Source organism: Actinacidiphila yanglinensis, from assembly GCF_900107965.1.
In the GTDB taxonomy this organism is placed as follows: Bacteria; Actinomycetota; Actinomycetes; order Streptomycetales; family Streptomycetaceae; genus Actinacidiphila; species Actinacidiphila yanglinensis.
Genome location: NZ_FNVU01000006.1, coordinates 423974 through 440053 on the forward strand (window position 1 = coordinate 423974; position 16080 = coordinate 440053).

The window sequence follows — 16080 nt, forward strand, 5'->3', positions numbered from 1 at the left end:
CGACGCTAGCGTCTACAAGCGTGTAGTCGCTAACATTGCAGCGTGGTCCGGCTGGAGTTGTCGTGCCTCCCGAAGGGTCGCGTTCGCCCGCGTCGGCGGCGACGACATGACCGCCCTGGCCCCCGGATATCGGCTCCACCCTGGTCGCACGGCGGGCGCGCACACAAGCGCGACGGGGGGCCGGGTGCGGACTCCCACTTCCGGTCGGCCCGCACCTGCCCTGGCACGTGCGTGCAGGTCACGGCCTTGAGAAAGGATTCCACTGCAAGGTGTCACGGAGCGGCTACGACGGGAGCACGCAGTCAGGTTTTTTTCAGGTGACGCGTGCCAACCTCGGCCCATGAGCACGACCACGAGCGCGAGCACATCATCGGCGCCGGGGCCCAGGAGGGGCCGCCGGGAAAGCGCTGGGATCGGTGACCATCGTACGGTGACGTCCCACCGCGTCCTGGTCGTGGAGGACGACCCGGGCCTTCGCGCGATACTCGCCCGCGGCCTGCGGGAGGAGGACTTCGATGTCCTCACCGCCGGCGACGGCGCGGGCGCGCTGCGGGCACTGCGGTCGCAGACGCGGGTGGACGCCGTCGTCCTGGACATCGGACTGCCCGACTCCGACGGGCGGGACGTGTGCCATGCGATGCGGGCGGCAGGCATCGACGTCCCCGTCGTGTTCCTGACCGCGCACAACACGCTGCCGGATCGGCTGTCGGGCTTCACCGCCGGCGGCGACGACTTCCTCGCCAAGCCGTTCCACCTGGTGGAGCTGGCCGCCAGGGTCCGGGCGGCGCTGCGCAGAGCGGGGCGGGAGCCGGCCGTCGAGTCGTCCGGCGTCCGGCTCGACCCGGTGGCGCACATCCTCCGGGTGCACGGGCGGGACGTGCCGCTGACGCCGACGGAATTCCGGCTGATGGCCTGCGTGATGGCCGCCGCGCCGGGCACCGTGGTGCGCCGCCGGGCCCTGCTCAGGGCTGCCTGGCCCGAGGGGGCCCGGGTCAGCGACAACACCCTCGACCAGTACATGGCGCGACTGCGGCGCAAGCTGCGCGAGGCCGGCGGCGGCCAGGCGATCAGCACCGTACGGGGCGTCGGGTACCGGCTCTCGTGAGGCGCCTCCCCTGGCCCCGGGCATCGGCCTTGACCGCACGACCTTCGGGGCGGCGGCCGTGGCGGCCGTCCCTGCCCGCGCTGCGACCGCGTACCCTGCGCGGACGGCTTGCCCTGCTGGCGCTCGTTACCACCGCGGTGTGGGTGACGGTGCTCACGGTCGCCGCCAACCTGGTCCTGGGCGCCCAACTGCGCGGTCAGGCAAACGACCTGCTGCGCACGCGGTCCGCGGCGGTGGCGGCCACGGTCGAGGCACGGGCCGACGGCCGGATCGTCGTGCACGAGCCCAGCGACGACCAGGCACTGGACATCGGCGTGTGGATCTACCAAGGCCGGGTCGCCGTCGAGCGCCCCGCCGCACCCGTTGCGCTGCAGCGCCAGGCGGACCGGCTGGCCGGCCGGTCCGCGGTGTTCGCCGACACCGCGGAGCCCGCCGCGAACCGGCTCTATGCCCTGCCCGTCATGGCCCCGACCGGCGGCCGCCAGGTGGGCACCGTGGTGGCGACCGTCGCGCTCGACCCGTACCGGTCCACCGTCCGGTACGTACTCCTCGGCTCGATAGGGCTCGCACTCGCGCTGCTGGCCGGCGTCTACCCGGTGGCCCGGGTAGTCGCCGGCCGCGCCCTCCAGCCGGTGGGGGCGATGAGCGCCCAGGCGGCCGAGTGGAGCGAGCACGAAGTCTCGCGGCGCTTCGGCACACACCAGCGCCCGCGGGAACTCGCGCACCTCGCCGGCAACCTCGACGGGCTGCTGGACCGGCTGGCAGCCCTTGTCCGCCACGAGCAGCAGCTCACCGCCGAGCTGTCGCACGAGCTGCGCACGCCGCTGGCACGGATCACCGCCGAGGCCGAATGGCTGACCGCTCGCCCACGCAGCCGGGCCGAGCAGGCGGCCTCCCACGAGGCCATCACGGCGAGCGCCGCCGCAATGGCGCAGATCTGCGAGGCCCTGCTCGCCGACGCGCGCGCGGGGTCGGCCGATCCCGGCCGCTGCGCCCCCGGCGACGTCGCGGCGTCCCTGGCCCGGCGGCGTGCCGAGGCCGCCCCGGACACGATCCCGGTCACCGTCGAGGGGGACGCGGTCACCGCCGACGTCCCGGCCGCGCTGGTCGAACGCATCCTGACCCCGCTGCTCGACAACGCCGACCGCTACGGCTCGCACCACATTCTCGTGGAGTGCCTGTCGGGTCCGGGCGGAGCGCAGGTCCACGTGAGCGACGACGGCCCCGGCGTCCCCGCCGACCTCGGCCCGGCGGTCTTCGAGGCCGGGTGCCGGGCCGACCCCGGCGACGGTCACGACGGAGCGGGCCTCGGCCTCGCCTTGGCCCGCCGCCTGGCCAGAAACGCGGGCGGCGACATCACCCTGTCCAAGGCAGCCGGTCCACTGGGAGGCGCGCACTTCATCGTCACCCTCCCCGGGGCGCGGGGGTCTGCGGCTCACTCCGTATGAGGGCGTGCCAGCGCGTGGTCGTAGGCGAAGATCACGGCCTGGACGCGGTCGCGCGCGCCGATCTTGGCGAGGACCCGGCCGACGTGCGTCTTGACCGTGGACTCGGACAGCACGAAGTGGGCCGCGATCTCGGCGTTGTTCCGGCCCTGGCCCACGGCGACGAGGATCTCGCGCTCGCGCGCGGTGAGCGAGTCCAGCCCCGGGCCGGCGCCGGGGCGGGGTGGTGCCAGGTGGGCGAATTCGCGCAGCAGGCGGCGGGTGAGGGCGGGCGCGATCACCGCGTCACCGGCGGCTACGGCGCGGATGCCGGAGAGCAGCTCCTCGGGGCGGGCGTCCTTCAGGAGGAAGCCGCTGGCGCCGGCGCGCAGGGCCGCGTGGACGTATTCGTCGAGGTCGAAGGTGGTCAGTACCAGGACGCGGGAGCGGTCGCCGGTGGCGGTGATCCGGCGGGTGGCCTCGATGCCGTCCATTCCGGGCATGCGGACATCCATGAGGACGACATCGGGGCGCAGTTCGGCCGCTTTGCGGACCGCCTCGGCACCGTGCCCGGCCTCCCCCACGACCTGCGTCCCGGCAACGGAGCCGAGCAGCAGCCGGAAACCGTAGCGCTGCAGCGGCTGGTCATCCACGACCAGCACCGTGGTCATCCGGCGCCCTCCAGCGGGGTGAGGTCGAGCACGGCCTCGACGGTCCAGCCCGGCCCGTCGGGACCCGCCCTGAGGCTTCCGCGGTAGAGGGCGGCGCGCTCGCGCATGCCCACCAGGCCGTGCCCCTCCTCGTTCACCCGCTCGCGGCCGCGGGTGTCTCCGCCCCCACCGGTGTCCTGGACCCTGAGGGTCAGCCGGGAGTGCTCGGCGATGATCGCCAGATTCACGCGGGTGCCGGCTCCGGCGTGCTTGAGGGAGTTCGTCAGGGCCTCCTGGACGATGCGGTAGACCGTGAGCTGCATCCCGCTGTCGAGGGCCTCGACAGCGCCGGCGGTGCGGTAGACGACGTCGAGGCCCGCGGCTCGCACGCCCTCGCACAGGGCCCCGATGTCGCCGAGGTCAGGCTGCGGGCGCAGCTCCGGACCCTCCTGCTGACCGCTGGAGTCCTCCCGCAGGACGCCGAGCACGCGCCGCAGCTCGCCGAGCGCCTGCCGGCCGGTCTCGCCGATGAGGTGGAGGGCCTCCCTGCCGCGTTCTGGGGAGGTAACGCCGGCGTAGCCGCCGGCGTCGGCGAGGGTGATGATGACGGCCAGGTTGTGGCCGACGATGTCGTGCATGTCGCGGGCCACCCGGGCGCGTTCGGCTGCGGCGGCGAGGCGGCCGCGCTGGTCCCGCTCGATCTCCAGCCTGGCCGCGCGGTCGCGCAACCCGGCGAGCTGGGCCCGCCGGACCCGCACCATGAGACCGAGCGCGAGCGCCGCGGTCGCCGTGCTGAACAGGAAGAACAGCGCGTCCCCGATGGACACCGCGGCCGACGACCGTACCGCGACCAGCACCATGGCAGCGGCCGTGACCCCGCAAGCCCAGGGCAGCTGCCGCAACAGCCCGTGCAGAGCCAGGCTGTACAGGGCGATGAACAGCGCGACGTCCGCGCGCAGCGCGGCGCCCAGCCCGAACTGGAGGACAAAGGCGCCGGTCACGGCGGCGAAGGCCACCGCAGGGTGGCGCCGCCGCCACAGCAGCGGTACGACCAGCCCGGCCTGGAGGGCGAGCATCCCGGCGATGGGCAGCCGGGCGAACGCCATCCGGAAGCGGCGTGGCCCGTCGCCGTCGTCCCCGTGCAGCAGGTCGGGCAGGCAGAACGCGAGGAAGACCAGCGCCAGCAGCGCGGTGTCCAGCATCCACGGGTGCGCCCGGTCAGCCTGCCGCAGCCACCGACCGGCCCGGGAGAGCCGTGCGACCAGCGGCCCCATCACGCCGACGTCCACGGAAGTGGCGGGAAGGGAGGCGGCAGCGGCCGGGGAGGCATCTGCCGCAAGCGCGCCGGTGAGGGCGGCCCGGGAGGTCATGAGGGGCACCTCCTCATCCTGCGGGTCCTCACACGTCGCTGCGCAGCAGCCGGTAGGCGGCGCCGGCCAGGGCGAGAGCTGTCCAGCCGAGAAAGACCAGCAGGCCGGCGCCGGGCGACAGGCTGGTGCTGTCGTGGGTCAGGGCGAACATCGACTCGCCGGCGTTGCTCGGCAGGAAGCGGGTGACGTCGTCCCGCCACGAAGAGGGCAGCAGCGAGGCCAGGCCGGGCACGAGCATGAGCGCGGCAACGAGCACGGAGATGCCGCCGGCGACCGACCGCAGCAGCGAGCCCAGCGCCGTGCCGATCACCCCGACCAGGCCCAGGTAGAGCGCAGCGCCCAACAGGCTGCGGACGACACCGGCGTGCGAGAAGCCGATGGCCGCGGGCGTACCCGAGACGATATGGCTACCGAAGAAGAAGGCGACGAAAACGCCCACCAGGGCGACGGCCAAGGCCACCAGGCCGAACACGGCGGCCTTGGACCACAGGACCGGCAGCCGGCGCGGCACCGCCGCCAGCGAGGAGCGGATCATCCCGGTCGAGTACTCGCCCGCGGTGACGAGGACGCCGAGGACGCCGAGCGCCAGCTGGGCGAAATTGGTGCCGAACAGCGACAGACTCACAGCGGTCGACGTGGCGAAGTCGTGGTCCAGGTGGGGGGAGCCGTACGTGGACTGGTACCGTCCGGCCGCGATCAGCCCGAACGCGACGAGGAACAGCAGGCCGAGCCCAAGGGTGATCCAGGTCGAACGCAGAGACCAGAGCTTTTCCCACTCCGAGGCCAGCACCCGGCGCCCGGTCACGCGGTATGCGGGGCGGGAAGGAGCCGCAGGGGGCGTCCGCTCGGTCGCGGTGAGGGTGGTCATGCCGTCCTCCCGAGGGACTCGGCGGCTTCGGTGCCGGTGGTGGAGCCGTGGTACTCGACGGCATCCCTGGTCAGATCCATGAAGGCCCGCTCCAGCGACACCTGGCGGCTGCTCAGCTCGAACAGCGCGATCCCGTGCTCGGCGGCCTTCAGACCGATCTCGCGCGCGGTCAGCCCCGTGACCTGCAGTTCCTCGGACCCTATCCGCCCGGTGACGTCCACGCCCGGACCAGCCAGTACGTCCCTCAGCCGGGCCGGGTCCTGCGTGGCCACCTGCACGGTGTCGCCGCCCGCGGCCCGGACGAGGTCCCGTACTGTCGTGTCCGCCAGCAACCGCCCGCGGCCCACGACGATCAGATGGTCGGCCACCAGCGCGACCTCGCTCATCAGATGCGAGGAGACGAAGACGGTGCGGCCCTCGGCGGCGAGCGAGGTCAGCAGGTTGCGGATCCATAGGACGCCCTCGGGGTCGAGACCGTTGACGGGCTCGTCCAGCATCACCGTCTGCGGGTCGCCCAGCAGGGCCGCGGCGATGCCGAGCCGCTGGCCCATGCCGAGGGAGAAGGCGCCGGCCCGCTTCCTGGCCACGCTGCCGAGCCCGGCGATCTCGATGACCTCCACGACCCTGCGCTGCGGGATGCCATGGGTCAGCGCCAGCGCCTTGAGGTGGCGGTACGCGGAACGTCCCGGGTGGACCGACTTCGCCTCCAGCAGGGCACCGACCTCCTGAAGCGGCGCGCGGTGCTGCGCGTAGCGCCGGCCGTTCACCGTGACAGAGCCGCCGGTGGGGGCGTCGAGGCCGACGATCATGCGCATCGTCGTGGACTTGCCCGCGCCGTTGGGGCCGAGGAAGCCCGTCACCGTGCCGGGCCTGACGGTGAAGTCGAGGCTGTCGACGGCGGTCTTCTCGCCGTAACGCTTGGTCAGCTGCCGTGCGTCGATCATCGGCGCCCTTCCTGTCAGGGTTCGGCGTCCGCAGGTCCGGAGCCTCACCTGCAACGCTAGGTCCCGGCCGCGGCGATTCCGTGGTACCGGAGACTGAACCGTGCGGCCGCCGTGGTACCGCGGTACTACGCGGGCGCGACCCGTTCGCGACCATTTCCTACGAGTTGTAGTATCACGGCGGACCGCATGATCACCGGCGGCCCCCTTCGTGGCCCTGCCCCGCGAGGGATCCCCGTAATGTCCTCCGCACGCCACTCCCGTCCCAGCCGCACCGCTACGGACGTCATGCGTGCCCCTCACATCACCGCCGTGTTCCGGCCGGCCAAGGGGCCGTCGACGGCGATGGGCGAGTCGGTGTTCGACTACCTGGTGGGCATGATGGCCGCGCCGCTCGCTGTACTGCTGGGGTTCGCGGCGTTCCTCGCCGCCCTGGTGGCGCAATTCCACGAGGTGCGCTCCCGGGCGTGGCCGTACTGGACCGCTGAGGCCGGGATGGGTGTGTCCGGCACGACGGCCGCCGACGTCGTCCACGTCGCGGTCGGTGTCCCGTACGCCGTCTCCGGCAGGTCCGCCGCAGTGGGCGAGTGGCGGGCGGCGACAGGACGGGATGACGAGGTGGCCGCGTCGAACAGGGCGTCGACGTCCTGAGCGGCAAGGGCGGTGCTGGCGCAGCAGGCCGTCATCAGGACCGCGACGGTGGCAACCAGCGGACGTCGGGCGGGCCGGCGCGGTGCCAGCAGGGCCGTGACGCGCTGCGGGATCGGGCCGGAGGTGGCCGAGAGAGTTTGCTTCGGCGGGCGTTTGGCCGCCAAGGCCGCCCGGGCGATGGCCCGCGCGACGAGCGGACGGCCCCCCACGATGTCGGCGGCCTCCTCGTCGGCCCAGCGTTCCAGCGTGAAGGCGCCCGCCTTTGCCAGTGGGCGCAGCATCGGGTTGACCGCCGCGCAGATCTGGAGGACGAGCAGGAAGACGTGATGGTGGTGCCGGAGATGGGCGCGCTCGTGCGCGAGCAGCGCCTGCCTCTCGTCCCGGGCAAGCGCGCGGAGCATCCCGGAGGAGACCACGACCCTGCCGGGAGCCCCGGGCAGGGCGAAGGCGGCCGGTGCGGGGTCGTCCACGACTGTCACATCCCCGGTGGTCGGCAGGTCGCGGCACTCGCGCCACATGCCGACCAGACCGGTGACCCGGCGCCATGACGCCACGACGAGCGCGGTGGCGCAGGCGACCAGGGCCAGGGCGCATGCGGTGCCCACCGGCCGGTCGAAGGGGGCGTGCGCGGCCAGCGTGTGCGGGGACCAGCGCCCCGCCTCGGCCACCTCGGGGATCTGGCCGACGATCGTGGAGCCGATCATCGCCAGGCCCGCGACCCACACCCCGGTCGAGACGACGGCGGCCGACACCAGCAGCCACGCCGCGGACCTGGGCGGCAGCAGGTCGCGGAGCCGCGGCGCGATCAGCGCCAGAAGCGCGCCGACCATCAGAGGCGCGCACAGGCCGATCCCGATGTCGCTCACGTCTGCACCGTCCGCACCGGTACGGGCGGCGCACCGCCCGGACAGCCGCGGCGCCGACCCAACACCCCTCGCCCGGCCGCGTGACCGTTCGTGCCCGTCATGGTCAGTCCCGCGTGCCGGGAACGCGCGTGGCGACCTCGGAGATGCCCGGATCGACCAGGTGGTCCCGCAGCAACTCTTCCAACAGCTTCTCGTCCTCGTCCGGCAACGAGGAGACGAAGCGTGCCAGCACCGCGGCACGATCCCCGCCGTGTTCCAGCAGATCCCGCATCCCGGCCGCCACGTGCCCGGCCTCGTCGTGCACGGGTGAGTAGAGATAGCCGCGCCCTGCACGCTTCCTGGTGACCAGTCCCTTGTCGTACAGCCGGGTCAGGATCGTGAGCACGGTGGTGTAGGCGGGATCGCCCGCGACCTGCTCGCGCACGGCGCCCGCACCGACCGGCTCACCGGCCGCCCACAGTGCCGCGAGCACCTCGCTCTCCAGCTCACCCGGTGCGCGTCGCCCGGCCGTCGCGCCCTCCTGCCTGGTCACATCGCCGCCCCTCGTAGAGGGACCAGATTACAACCTGGCCCGAGAGCGGCAGTGGTCCAGCAGCCCGGGGAGCGCGGCCAGGGTGGTGCGCCACGAGCCGGTGGCGGAGGTGCAGTGCGCGTCGTGCAGCAGCACCGTCGTACGGCGGCACCGGTGAAAGCGATCGGAAAGCTTCCGCTTCCTACCGTTCGAACGACCTGGAAGAGGACACCCACCCGGAGGTGTCCGGACGGAGGATCTGATGGAAAGACTGGCAACCTGGGTGACCCGGCACCGGCTCACGGTTGGGCTGCTGTGGCTGGTCGTCACCGCGGTCGGGGTGGTGCTCGCGCCGTCGCTGTCCGGCCGGCTCCAGTCCGGCAACCATGTCAGCGGGCCCGGCTTCACCGCGAACACTGCCATAGCCGCCCACTACGGCGGCGCGGCGTCCGATCCCGGCGTGCTGATCCTGAACGCTCCCCCCGGGCGGACCGTTGACGCCCAGCCGGTCAAGCAGGAGCTGGTGCGCGTCGACGCCACGCTGGCCAAGGCCGCGCCGAACCTGCGCCTGGTCTCCTACGCCGCCAACGGCGACGCTGCGCTCGTCGGCGCGAACCGCGCCGGCACCATCGTGCTCGCCTATCCGCCGAACGTCGGCGACGACGTCGGCCCGGCGCAGATGGACCAGCTGACCGCCGCGGCGAAACAGGCCGCCCCGGACCTGTCCGTCCACGGCACCAGCTACCACGCCCTGGAAGCCGGGAACACCAGCGGCGGCGGCAACGGTTCGGTCTTGAGCGAGCTGATCGTCGGGGCACTGGGCGCATTGCTTGTCCTGGCCTGGGTGTTCGGCTCGTTCCTGGCCCTGCTGCCGCTGATCATGGCGCTCATCAGCGTCCTGACGATGCAGATCTTCATCTACGGGTTGACCTACCTCGTGCCGTCATCCTCGCCGATCAACCCTGCTGTGCAGTACATCGTCGCGCTGCTGGGCCTGGGCCTGTCCATCGACTACTCGCTGCTGGTGGTCACCCGCTGGCGGGAGGAACGCGGCGCCGGGAAGACGAACGACGAGGCCGTGCTCGCGGCCGTCAAGCGCGCCGGGCACAGCGTCTGGTTCAGCGGCGTTGTCGCCTCGCTCGGGCTGTTCGCGCTGGTCGTCATCCCCAACTCCATGGTCCGCGGCATCGGTATCTCCGGGCTCTTCATCCCGTCGACCGCGACACTGGTCGCCTTGACGCTGCTGCCCGCGATCCTGTCCAAGGCCGGGCCGCGGCTGGACTGGCCGCGGCGAGCCTCGCGACGAAACCCGGTGAGCGGATTCTGGACCGCGTGGTCCGTCGGAGTGATCAAGCACCGGGTACTCGCCGCGGTCGTCGGCCTCGGCCTGCTCGTCGGACTGGCCGCCACCGCCACGACGATCAACATCGCTCAGCCCACAACCCAGGCCATGGCCTCGGCGGGCTCGTACACCGACGGTCTGCACGCGTTGGAGACCGACGGGTTCCCCTCCGGCACCCTGACCGCCGTTCCGATCTACGTCCCACACGCCGCCGACGCCCCAGCCGTGGTCGACTCCCTGGCGACAGTGTCCAGCCTGCGCGGCGCGGCGCTGGCGACCGGCACCCGCTGGTCGTCCACCGACGGCTCGGCGCTGGTGGTCGCGGTCCCCCGCACCGAGGTGGGCAGTTCGCACGGAGGCACCGCCCTCGCCGACATCCGCGCGGCGGCCGGACACGGCGCGCTGGCCGGCGGTGACGGAGCACAGAAGATCGACGAGACCAAGGCCACCTACGGCTCGTTCCCGCTGCTGTTCGCGGTCGTGGCCCTCTTCACCTTCCTGCTGCTGGCCCGCGGGATGCGGTCGCTGGTCCTGCCCGCGAAGGCCGTGCTGCTGAACATGCTGTCGGTGGCCGCGACCTACGGCGTCCTCGTCCTGGTCTTCCAACATGGCATCGGCATGCAGACGCTCTGGGGGACCAGCTCCTACGGCGCGATCGACAGCCTGGTCCCCGTGCTGATCTTCGGCTTCCTGTTCGGGGTCTCGATGGACTACGAGGTCTTCATCCTGGCCCGGATCCGCGAAGGCCACGACCGTTCGCGGTCCACGCGCGAAGGCATCATCGAGGGCGTCTCCCGCACCGGACGCCTGGTGACCTCGGCGGCACTCATCCTGTTCTTCGCGCTCGCCTCCCTGTCCACCGCCAACGACGTGACGGTCCGCGAGATCGCGGCCGGCCTGGCCGCCGGCGTGGTGCTGGACGCGGTCGTCGTGCGCATGCTCCTGCTCCCCGCGCTGGTCGCGCTGTTCGGCGAGTGGAACTGGTGGCTGCCCGACGGGGCCCGGCGCCTTCTGCGCCTTGAGCCGCCCGCGCCGTCCCGCACTCCGCAGCTCGAGCGCGAACCCGCCGAGGCCGGCCGGGCGATGGAGGATGCTGGCTAGATGCGGATACTGGTGGTCGAGGACGAGCCGGACGTCGCCGCGGCCCTGACCTGGGGCCTGGAGGCCGAGGGCTACGTCGTGGACGTCGCGGACAACGGCGTGGACGGGCTGTGGAAGGCCACGGAGAGCCCCCACGACGTCATCGTCCTGGACGTGATGCTGCCCGGGATGGACGGCTACCAGGTCTGCCGCGTGCTTCGGGAGCGGGGCATCTGGACCCCCATCCTGATGCTCACCGCGCTGGACGAGGATCTCGACCACGCGGAAGGCCTGGACAGCGGCGCCGACGACTACCTGGCCAAGCCCTTCTCCTACCCGGTGCTCCTCGCTCACCTTCGCTCCCTGACCCGGCGCGTCCTGGGCGCCAGGCCGGTGGTCCTCACCGCCGCCGGCCTGGCGCTGGACCCCGCGGCGCGCAGCGTCACCCGCGACGGCACGCCGGTGAACCTGACCGCGCGCGAGGTCGCGGTGGTGGAGTATCTGCTGCGCGAGGCCGGGCGCGTCGTCTCCAAGTCCAAGCTGCTGGAACACTGCTGGGACGTGCACTTCGACGGCGACCGCGCCGTGGTGGAGGTGCTGATGCACCGGCTGCGACGCAAGATCGAGGCTCCCGGCGCCGACAGGCCGATCATCGAGACGGTACGCGGACAGGGTTACGTCATCCGGGAGCGGCGATGACCGCGACGACAGCGTCCGGCATCTGGCACCGGTTCCGGCCGGGCAGCGTGCGGTCGCGGGTGACCATTGTGGCCGGGCTGGCGCTGACGATGGCGGTGACGCTCGGCCTGGGGGTGATGTACCTGCTCCAGGTGAACGCCGCGCGGCGCACCATCGAGAGCCAACTGCGCACCTACGCCACACAGATCGAGCAGTCCCCGGCGCCCGGCGGCGCATTCCCGCGCCCGCTGCCGGTATCGGGCCTCGATCCCGCGGCACAGGCCCAGGTGCTCGCCGCGGACGGCAGCGTGCTCGCCGCGACACGGACCCTGGCCGGGCTGCCCGCCGTTTATGCCCTTCCCGCCGGTTCCACCACTCCGGTCCGGCAGAAGGCCGCCGACGGCGTGGTACCCGGTGAAGTCCTCGTGTACGGCGAGCACGTGACGATCGGCGGCCGACCGGTATCGATCATCACCGGTTCCGCCACATCACTGCGCAGTCAGGTCAACGAGACCTTCGCCCGGCTGCTGCTCATCGGGCTGCCGACGCTCCTGCTCCTCGCCTGCGCCACGGTGTGGCTGGTGGTCGGGCGGGCCCTGCGCCCGGTCGAGCGGATTCGGCACACGGTCACCGCCATCACCGCCGCCGACCTGACCCAGCGGGTCCCCGAGCCCGGGACCGACGACGAGATCGGCCATCTGGCTCAGACCATGAACGCGATGCTGGCCCGACTCGAGGACGCCGCCGCAAGACAGCGGCGCTTCGTCGCCGACGCCAGCCACGAACTGCGCAGCCCGCTGACAGCGATCCGCACCGGTCTGGAGGTCGGCCTCGCGCACCCGGACCGCGCGCCGTGGCCGGCGATCGCCGACCGTGCCGTCAGGCAGGCCACCCGGCTCGAGGATCTGATCAGCGAACTGCTGCTCCTGGCGCGATCGGACGCCGGCCGGACCGCGGCCCGGCGTCGGCGGGTCGATCTGGCCGCCCTCATCGCCGAGATCCGGGCGACGACACCCACGCCACCGGTCGCCGTAGAGATCGACATCCCTGAGGGCCTGGCCGTGACCGGAAGCCCTGCCGAGCTGTCGCGGTTGTTCCGTAACATCCTCGACAACGCAATCCGCCATGCGCATTCACTCGTCCAGGTATCGGCCTGCGAGCTCCGGGCAGACCGAACCGTCCGCGTCGAGATCGCCGACGACGGACCAGGCATCCCGGCCGAGGAGCGGGAACGGGTCTTCGACCGCTTCGTCCGGCTCGACGCCAGCCGCGAGCAGCACAGCGGCTCGGCCGGGCTCGGGCTGGCCATCGCCAAGGCCATCGTCGGCGCGCACCGGGGGGCGATCGCCGTCGCGGAAGCCGACGGGGGTGGGGCGTTGGTGGTGGTCGGGCTCCCCGCCTTCGGCGAGGCCGGGGTGGATCAACGCACGACGGCCGAAGCCCCATGAGGCCCTCGAAGTGGCTTCGTTTCGCCGTTGGGCGTCGGCTGGACCGCGGTCACGGCGGCGGTGGTGTCGCGCACGCCGCCGGGACGGCCCTCACTGGCGCCGCCAAAGGAGCCGTGTCGCAGCAGGGAATCGTGCAAACGTGGCACACGCCCGCGTCGTTCCAGTCACGCAGGCGCCGCCAGCACGTCATGCCCGGCCCGACGCCCAGCTCCTGAGGCAAGAACTCCCGCGGGATGGCGGCGTAGAGCACGAACAGGATGCCGGACAGGGCTTTCCGGTCGTCCAGGCGCTTACGGCCTGGGTGATCGGTGCGACGCGACACAACCGGCCGCCCGCCCCCGCCCGGCGCCGCACTCCCGAACTCGGCGCGGAGACGCGGGCCATGCGTGGGGGCCCGATCGTTCGCGACCACCGACTTCTACACCATGTAGTAGGTTGACCGGAACGCCCGGCCGGGCCGTTCGACCTCGGGTGGCGGCTTCGCCGTGCCCCCGGCATCCAGTCCCGCCGGTGCGCCCGGAGCCGATCCCCTCGCGATCCGGCCGGCAAGGAGGCTGTTCGCAGTGCCGTCTCGCGACCGCCACCGTCATGGCACGAGGCGCGGGGAGGCCGTAGGGACGCGCGCGGTACCGAGCGACACCGCCGATCCGCGGCACGCAGTGCGACAGGTAGCAGCTCCCACTCGGTCCCGAAGCGGACCCTCCGGCCCCTCACCTCCCAGGTGGCGGGCTCGCGGCCGCCACGGGAAGCCCCTCGGATGAACTCCTACATCATGTAGTAGCCTGGCCGGACCACACCGCGGCAGGCGCGCGTGTCGGCCGACGAAGCGTGGAACACGTCCACCCCTGGCTGGACGGCATGCCCGGCCCGCTGCGCGCCCAGGGGCACCGCCCCCCACTCGAACGAGCGGTGCGACAAGCGAGGCGAGGAACCAGGATGTCGGTCAAGGTCAGCGTCATCGTCCCGGTCTACAACCCCGGGAAGTACATCGAGCCGTGCATCGAGTCCCTGCTCGGGCAGACGTTGCCCGCGCAGGAACTGGAACTGCTGTTCGTGGACGACGGTTCGACGGATGACTCCCCCGCCCGGCTGGACGAGCTGGCAGCGGAGCACTCGCACGTACGCGTCATCCACATCCCGAACTCCGGCTGGCCGGGCAAGCCACGCAACATCGGCGTGACCGAGGCCCGCGGCGAGTACGTGCACTTCGTCGACCAGGACGACTTCCTGGCTCCGGACGCGCTGAGGCGACTGTGGGAGATGGGGCACCGCAACCGGTCCGACATCGTCATCGGGAAGGTGGCGTCCAACTTCCGCGGGGTGCCGCACGGGGTGTTCCGCACCAACCGGGAGAAGTGCACCATCCATGACGCGCCCCTCGTGGACAGCCTCACCCCCCACAAGATGTTCCGCACCCGGTTCCTGCGCGACAACGCCCTCGCGTACCCCGAGGGCAGGCGACGGCTGGAGGACCAGCTGTACATGATGGAGGCGTACTTCCCGGCGAAGGTCGTCTCGATCCTCGGCGACTACACGTGCTACCACTACTCCAAGCGCGACGACGGCAAGAACGCCGGCTCGGCGAAGATCGTGCCCGCCGGGTACTACGGCAACCTGCGCGAGGTGCTCGACGTCGTCGTCGCCAATACCGAGCCCGGCACCTTCCGTGACGACCTGCTGCGCCGCTTCTACCGGGTCGAGATGCTCGGCCGGATCAGCGAGCCGGCGATGCCCAAGTACGACGCCGCCTACCGCGACGAGATGATCGACGCGATCCGCGAGTTGGCCGCCGACCACGTGAACGACGGCGTGCACGACGGCCTCGGCGCGATCCTGCGGCTGCGCTCCACCGTGCTGCGACGCGACCGGCGCGAGGATCTGGTCGAGATCGCCCGCCGGGCCTCCACCGTCAAGGGCGTCGCCCGCCTGGAGGAACTGCGCTGGGAGGACGGCCGGATCGCCGTGACGATCACCGCACGGCTGGTGTGGGGTGAGGACCGGCGGCCGTTGTCGCTGCTGCGCCGCGGCGAGCGCTACTACCTGCACCCGGAGTTCCACCAGGGCCTGCTGGACGACGGCGAGCTGATCGACGTCACCGACGAACTCGACGGCTACCGGGCCGAGGTGAGCCTCCGTGACCGCGAGACCGCGGTCGAGTGGGCCTGCCCCGCCGAGTTCGATCGTGTGGTGGAGGAACTGCCCGTGACCGAGCGCGGGCCTGAGGGCGTGGCCTGCGAGGTCAGGCTGCGCGGCGTGGGCTACCTGGATCCGAAGAAAGTCAGGGGCCGCGACGCGCTGCACAAGGGGATGTGGGACGTGTGGGTGCCGGTGCGCGGGCTGGGCATGGTCCGCAAGGCCCGGCTCGGCGCCGACCGCGCCCCAGGCGTGGACGCGGCGTGCCTGCCCGCGCTGCTCGGCTCGCCGGCGCGGCTGACGGTGCCGTACTTCACCCACCCGCACGGCAACCTGACCCTCGACGTCGACCGGCGCGGCAAGAAGATCGGCGACGCGCTCGCCGGGCACGAGGTACTGCGGGTTCCCGGCGACGGATTCGAACTGGAGCTTGCGGCCGTCTCGCACCCGGGTACGGCCCCTGCCCGGGCCTGGCTGGTACTACGGGGCGCAGGTGCAGACGCGGGATTCCTCGGCCTGCCGGCCACGCTGGAGCCGGTCGGCGGACGGGTGCGGCTGTGCCCCACCGACGCCGGCGGGAGCGAGGCTCTCTTCACCGGGCCGCAGGCCGGCACCTGGCAACTGTCGGCACGGCTGGACGGCGGGACCTCGGGACCCGAGCTGAAGATCGGTCAGGTCCGGGTCGACGACCACGGCCGCATGCACCCCGTCGAGAGCCTGGCCACCGTGGACCCGGCCACCGCCCTTGAGGCTGCCACGCGGCGCCGTCGATCTGCCCAGCGCAGCGCCCTGCGCCGGATCGGCAGGCCGATGATGCGCAGGCTGAACCCCGCCACCCGCAAGCGGCTGCGCCGGCTCGGGGTCCGCCTCGGCGCCTGACCGTCCTCCGTACCGCGAGTACCTGACCAGCGGCGTGCCCGAATGACGCCGGTCCCTCCGATCCCCCGCCCCGACACCGTGTCCGGCAACCTGTGCTTCCACCTCTCGACCGGCTGGGTGGAACTGGCGCCCGA

General features: G+C 72.4%; 12 protein-coding genes and 1 pseudogene. 6 read left to right on the plus strand and 7 right to left on the minus strand.

The annotated features are described in order from the left end of the window. Positions 1-430 precede the first annotated feature (430 nt). Together C4U44_RS16840 and C4U44_RS16845 are read left to right on the plus strand one after the other, a co-directional pair. Positions 431-1105: a response regulator transcription factor gene (locus tag C4U44_RS16840; RefSeq protein WP_235032139.1), complete on the plus strand. Its 675-nt coding sequence runs from the start codon at positions 431-433 to the stop codon at positions 1103-1105. A gap of 29 nt (positions 1106-1134) precedes the next feature. Beyond that, positions 1135-2553, plus strand: a complete 1419-nt coding sequence (locus C4U44_RS16845) for an ATP-binding protein (protein WP_235032140.1) — start codon at positions 1135-1137, stop codon at positions 2551-2553. Here C4U44_RS16845 and C4U44_RS16850 read toward each other — a convergent pair. The 6 genes from C4U44_RS16850 to C4U44_RS16875 form a co-directional block, all read right to left on the minus strand. Then, positions 2541-3200, minus strand: a complete 660-nt coding sequence (locus C4U44_RS16850; protein ID WP_103886610.1) for a response regulator — start codon at positions 3198-3200, stop codon at positions 2541-2543. The two genes, C4U44_RS16845 and C4U44_RS16850, sit on opposite strands and share 13 nt — an antisense overlap. Then, the gene (locus C4U44_RS16855; RefSeq protein WP_235032154.1) at positions 3197-4453 is read right to left on the minus strand and encodes a sensor histidine kinase; all 1257 of its coding nucleotides are present in this window, start codon (positions 4451-4453) and stop codon (positions 3197-3199) included. Before C4U44_RS16855 ends, C4U44_RS16850 begins: the two co-directional genes overlap by 4 nt. A gap of 124 nt (positions 4454-4577) precedes the next feature. Further along, positions 4578-5417, minus strand: coding sequence for an ABC-2 transporter permease (locus C4U44_RS16860; RefSeq protein ID WP_103886612.1), 840 nt, complete (start codon positions 5415-5417; stop codon positions 4578-4580). Further along, the gene (locus C4U44_RS16865; protein ID WP_103886613.1) at positions 5414-6361 is read right to left on the minus strand and encodes an ABC transporter ATP-binding protein; all 948 of its coding nucleotides are present in this window, start codon (positions 6359-6361) and stop codon (positions 5414-5416) included. The genes C4U44_RS16860 and C4U44_RS16865 overlap by 4 nt, the downstream gene beginning before the upstream one ends. A gap of 362 nt (positions 6362-6723) precedes the next feature. Then, a complete protein-coding gene (locus C4U44_RS16870; RefSeq protein WP_103886614.1) occupies positions 6724-7875 on the minus strand; it encodes a M56 family metallopeptidase in 1152 nt (383 codons plus the stop codon). A gap of 103 nt (positions 7876-7978) precedes the next feature. Then, a complete protein-coding gene (locus C4U44_RS16875) occupies positions 7979-8407 on the minus strand; it encodes a BlaI/MecI/CopY family transcriptional regulator (RefSeq protein WP_235032141.1) in 429 nt (142 codons plus the stop codon). Between the two features lie 241 nt (positions 8408-8648). On the opposite strand from C4U44_RS16875, the gene C4U44_RS16885 reads away from it, so the two are divergent. From C4U44_RS16885 to C4U44_RS16895, 3 genes are read left to right on the plus strand one after another with little or no spacing between them, the layout of a single operon-like run. Continuing rightward, positions 8649-10829, plus strand: a complete 2181-nt coding sequence (locus tag C4U44_RS16885) for an MMPL family transporter (RefSeq protein WP_103886615.1) — start codon at positions 8649-8651, stop codon at positions 10827-10829. After that, positions 10830-11507: a response regulator transcription factor gene (locus C4U44_RS16890; protein ID WP_103886616.1), complete on the plus strand. Its 678-nt coding sequence runs from the start codon at positions 10830-10832 to the stop codon at positions 11505-11507. Positions 11508-11566: 59 nt separating this feature from the next. Further along, positions 11567-12934 carry a HAMP domain-containing sensor histidine kinase gene (locus C4U44_RS16895; RefSeq protein ID WP_160145051.1) on the plus strand — a complete coding sequence of 456 codons (1368 nt, stop codon included), beginning with the start codon at positions 11567-11569 and terminating at the stop codon, positions 12932-12934. A 145-nt stretch (positions 12935-13079) separates the two neighbouring features. Here C4U44_RS16895 and C4U44_RS42540 read toward each other — a convergent pair. Next, positions 13080-13256, minus strand: a pseudogene (locus C4U44_RS42540) (transposase); the annotation flags it as partial. Between the two features lie 614 nt (positions 13257-13870). Here C4U44_RS42540 and C4U44_RS16905 point away from each other — a divergent pair. Continuing rightward, on the plus strand, positions 13871-15946 hold the full coding sequence (locus C4U44_RS16905) for a glycosyltransferase family 2 protein (RefSeq protein WP_103886618.1): 2076 nt from the start codon (positions 13871-13873) through the stop codon (positions 15944-15946). Positions 15947-16080 lie beyond the last annotated feature (134 nt).

What these genes read in the sequence shown, in the direction of transcription:
- C4U44_RS16850 (WP_103886610.1), bottom strand. Translation starts at nt 3,200, where the DNA reads ATGACCACGGTGCTGGTCGTGGATGACCAGCCGCTGCAGCGCTACGGT.
- C4U44_RS16885 (WP_103886615.1), top strand. Translation starts at nt 8,649, where the DNA reads ATGGAAAGACTGGCAACCTGGGTGACCCGGCACCGGCTCACGGTTGGG.
- C4U44_RS16865 (WP_103886613.1), bottom strand. Translation starts at nt 6,361, where the DNA reads ATGATCGACGCACGGCAGCTGACCAAGCGTTACGGCGAGAAGACCGCC.
- C4U44_RS16860 (WP_103886612.1), bottom strand. Translation starts at nt 5,417, where the DNA reads ATGACCACCCTCACCGCGACCGAGCGGACGCCCCCTGCGGCTCCTTCC.
- C4U44_RS16855 (WP_235032154.1), bottom strand. Translation starts at nt 4,453, where the DNA reads ATGGGGCCGCTGGTCGCACGGCTCTCCCGGGCCGGTCGGTGGCTGCGG.
- C4U44_RS16905 (WP_103886618.1), top strand. Translation starts at nt 13,871, where the DNA reads ATGTCGGTCAAGGTCAGCGTCATCGTCCCGGTCTACAACCCCGGGAAG.
- C4U44_RS16890 (WP_103886616.1), top strand. Translation starts at nt 10,830, where the DNA reads ATGCGGATACTGGTGGTCGAGGACGAGCCGGACGTCGCCGCGGCCCTG.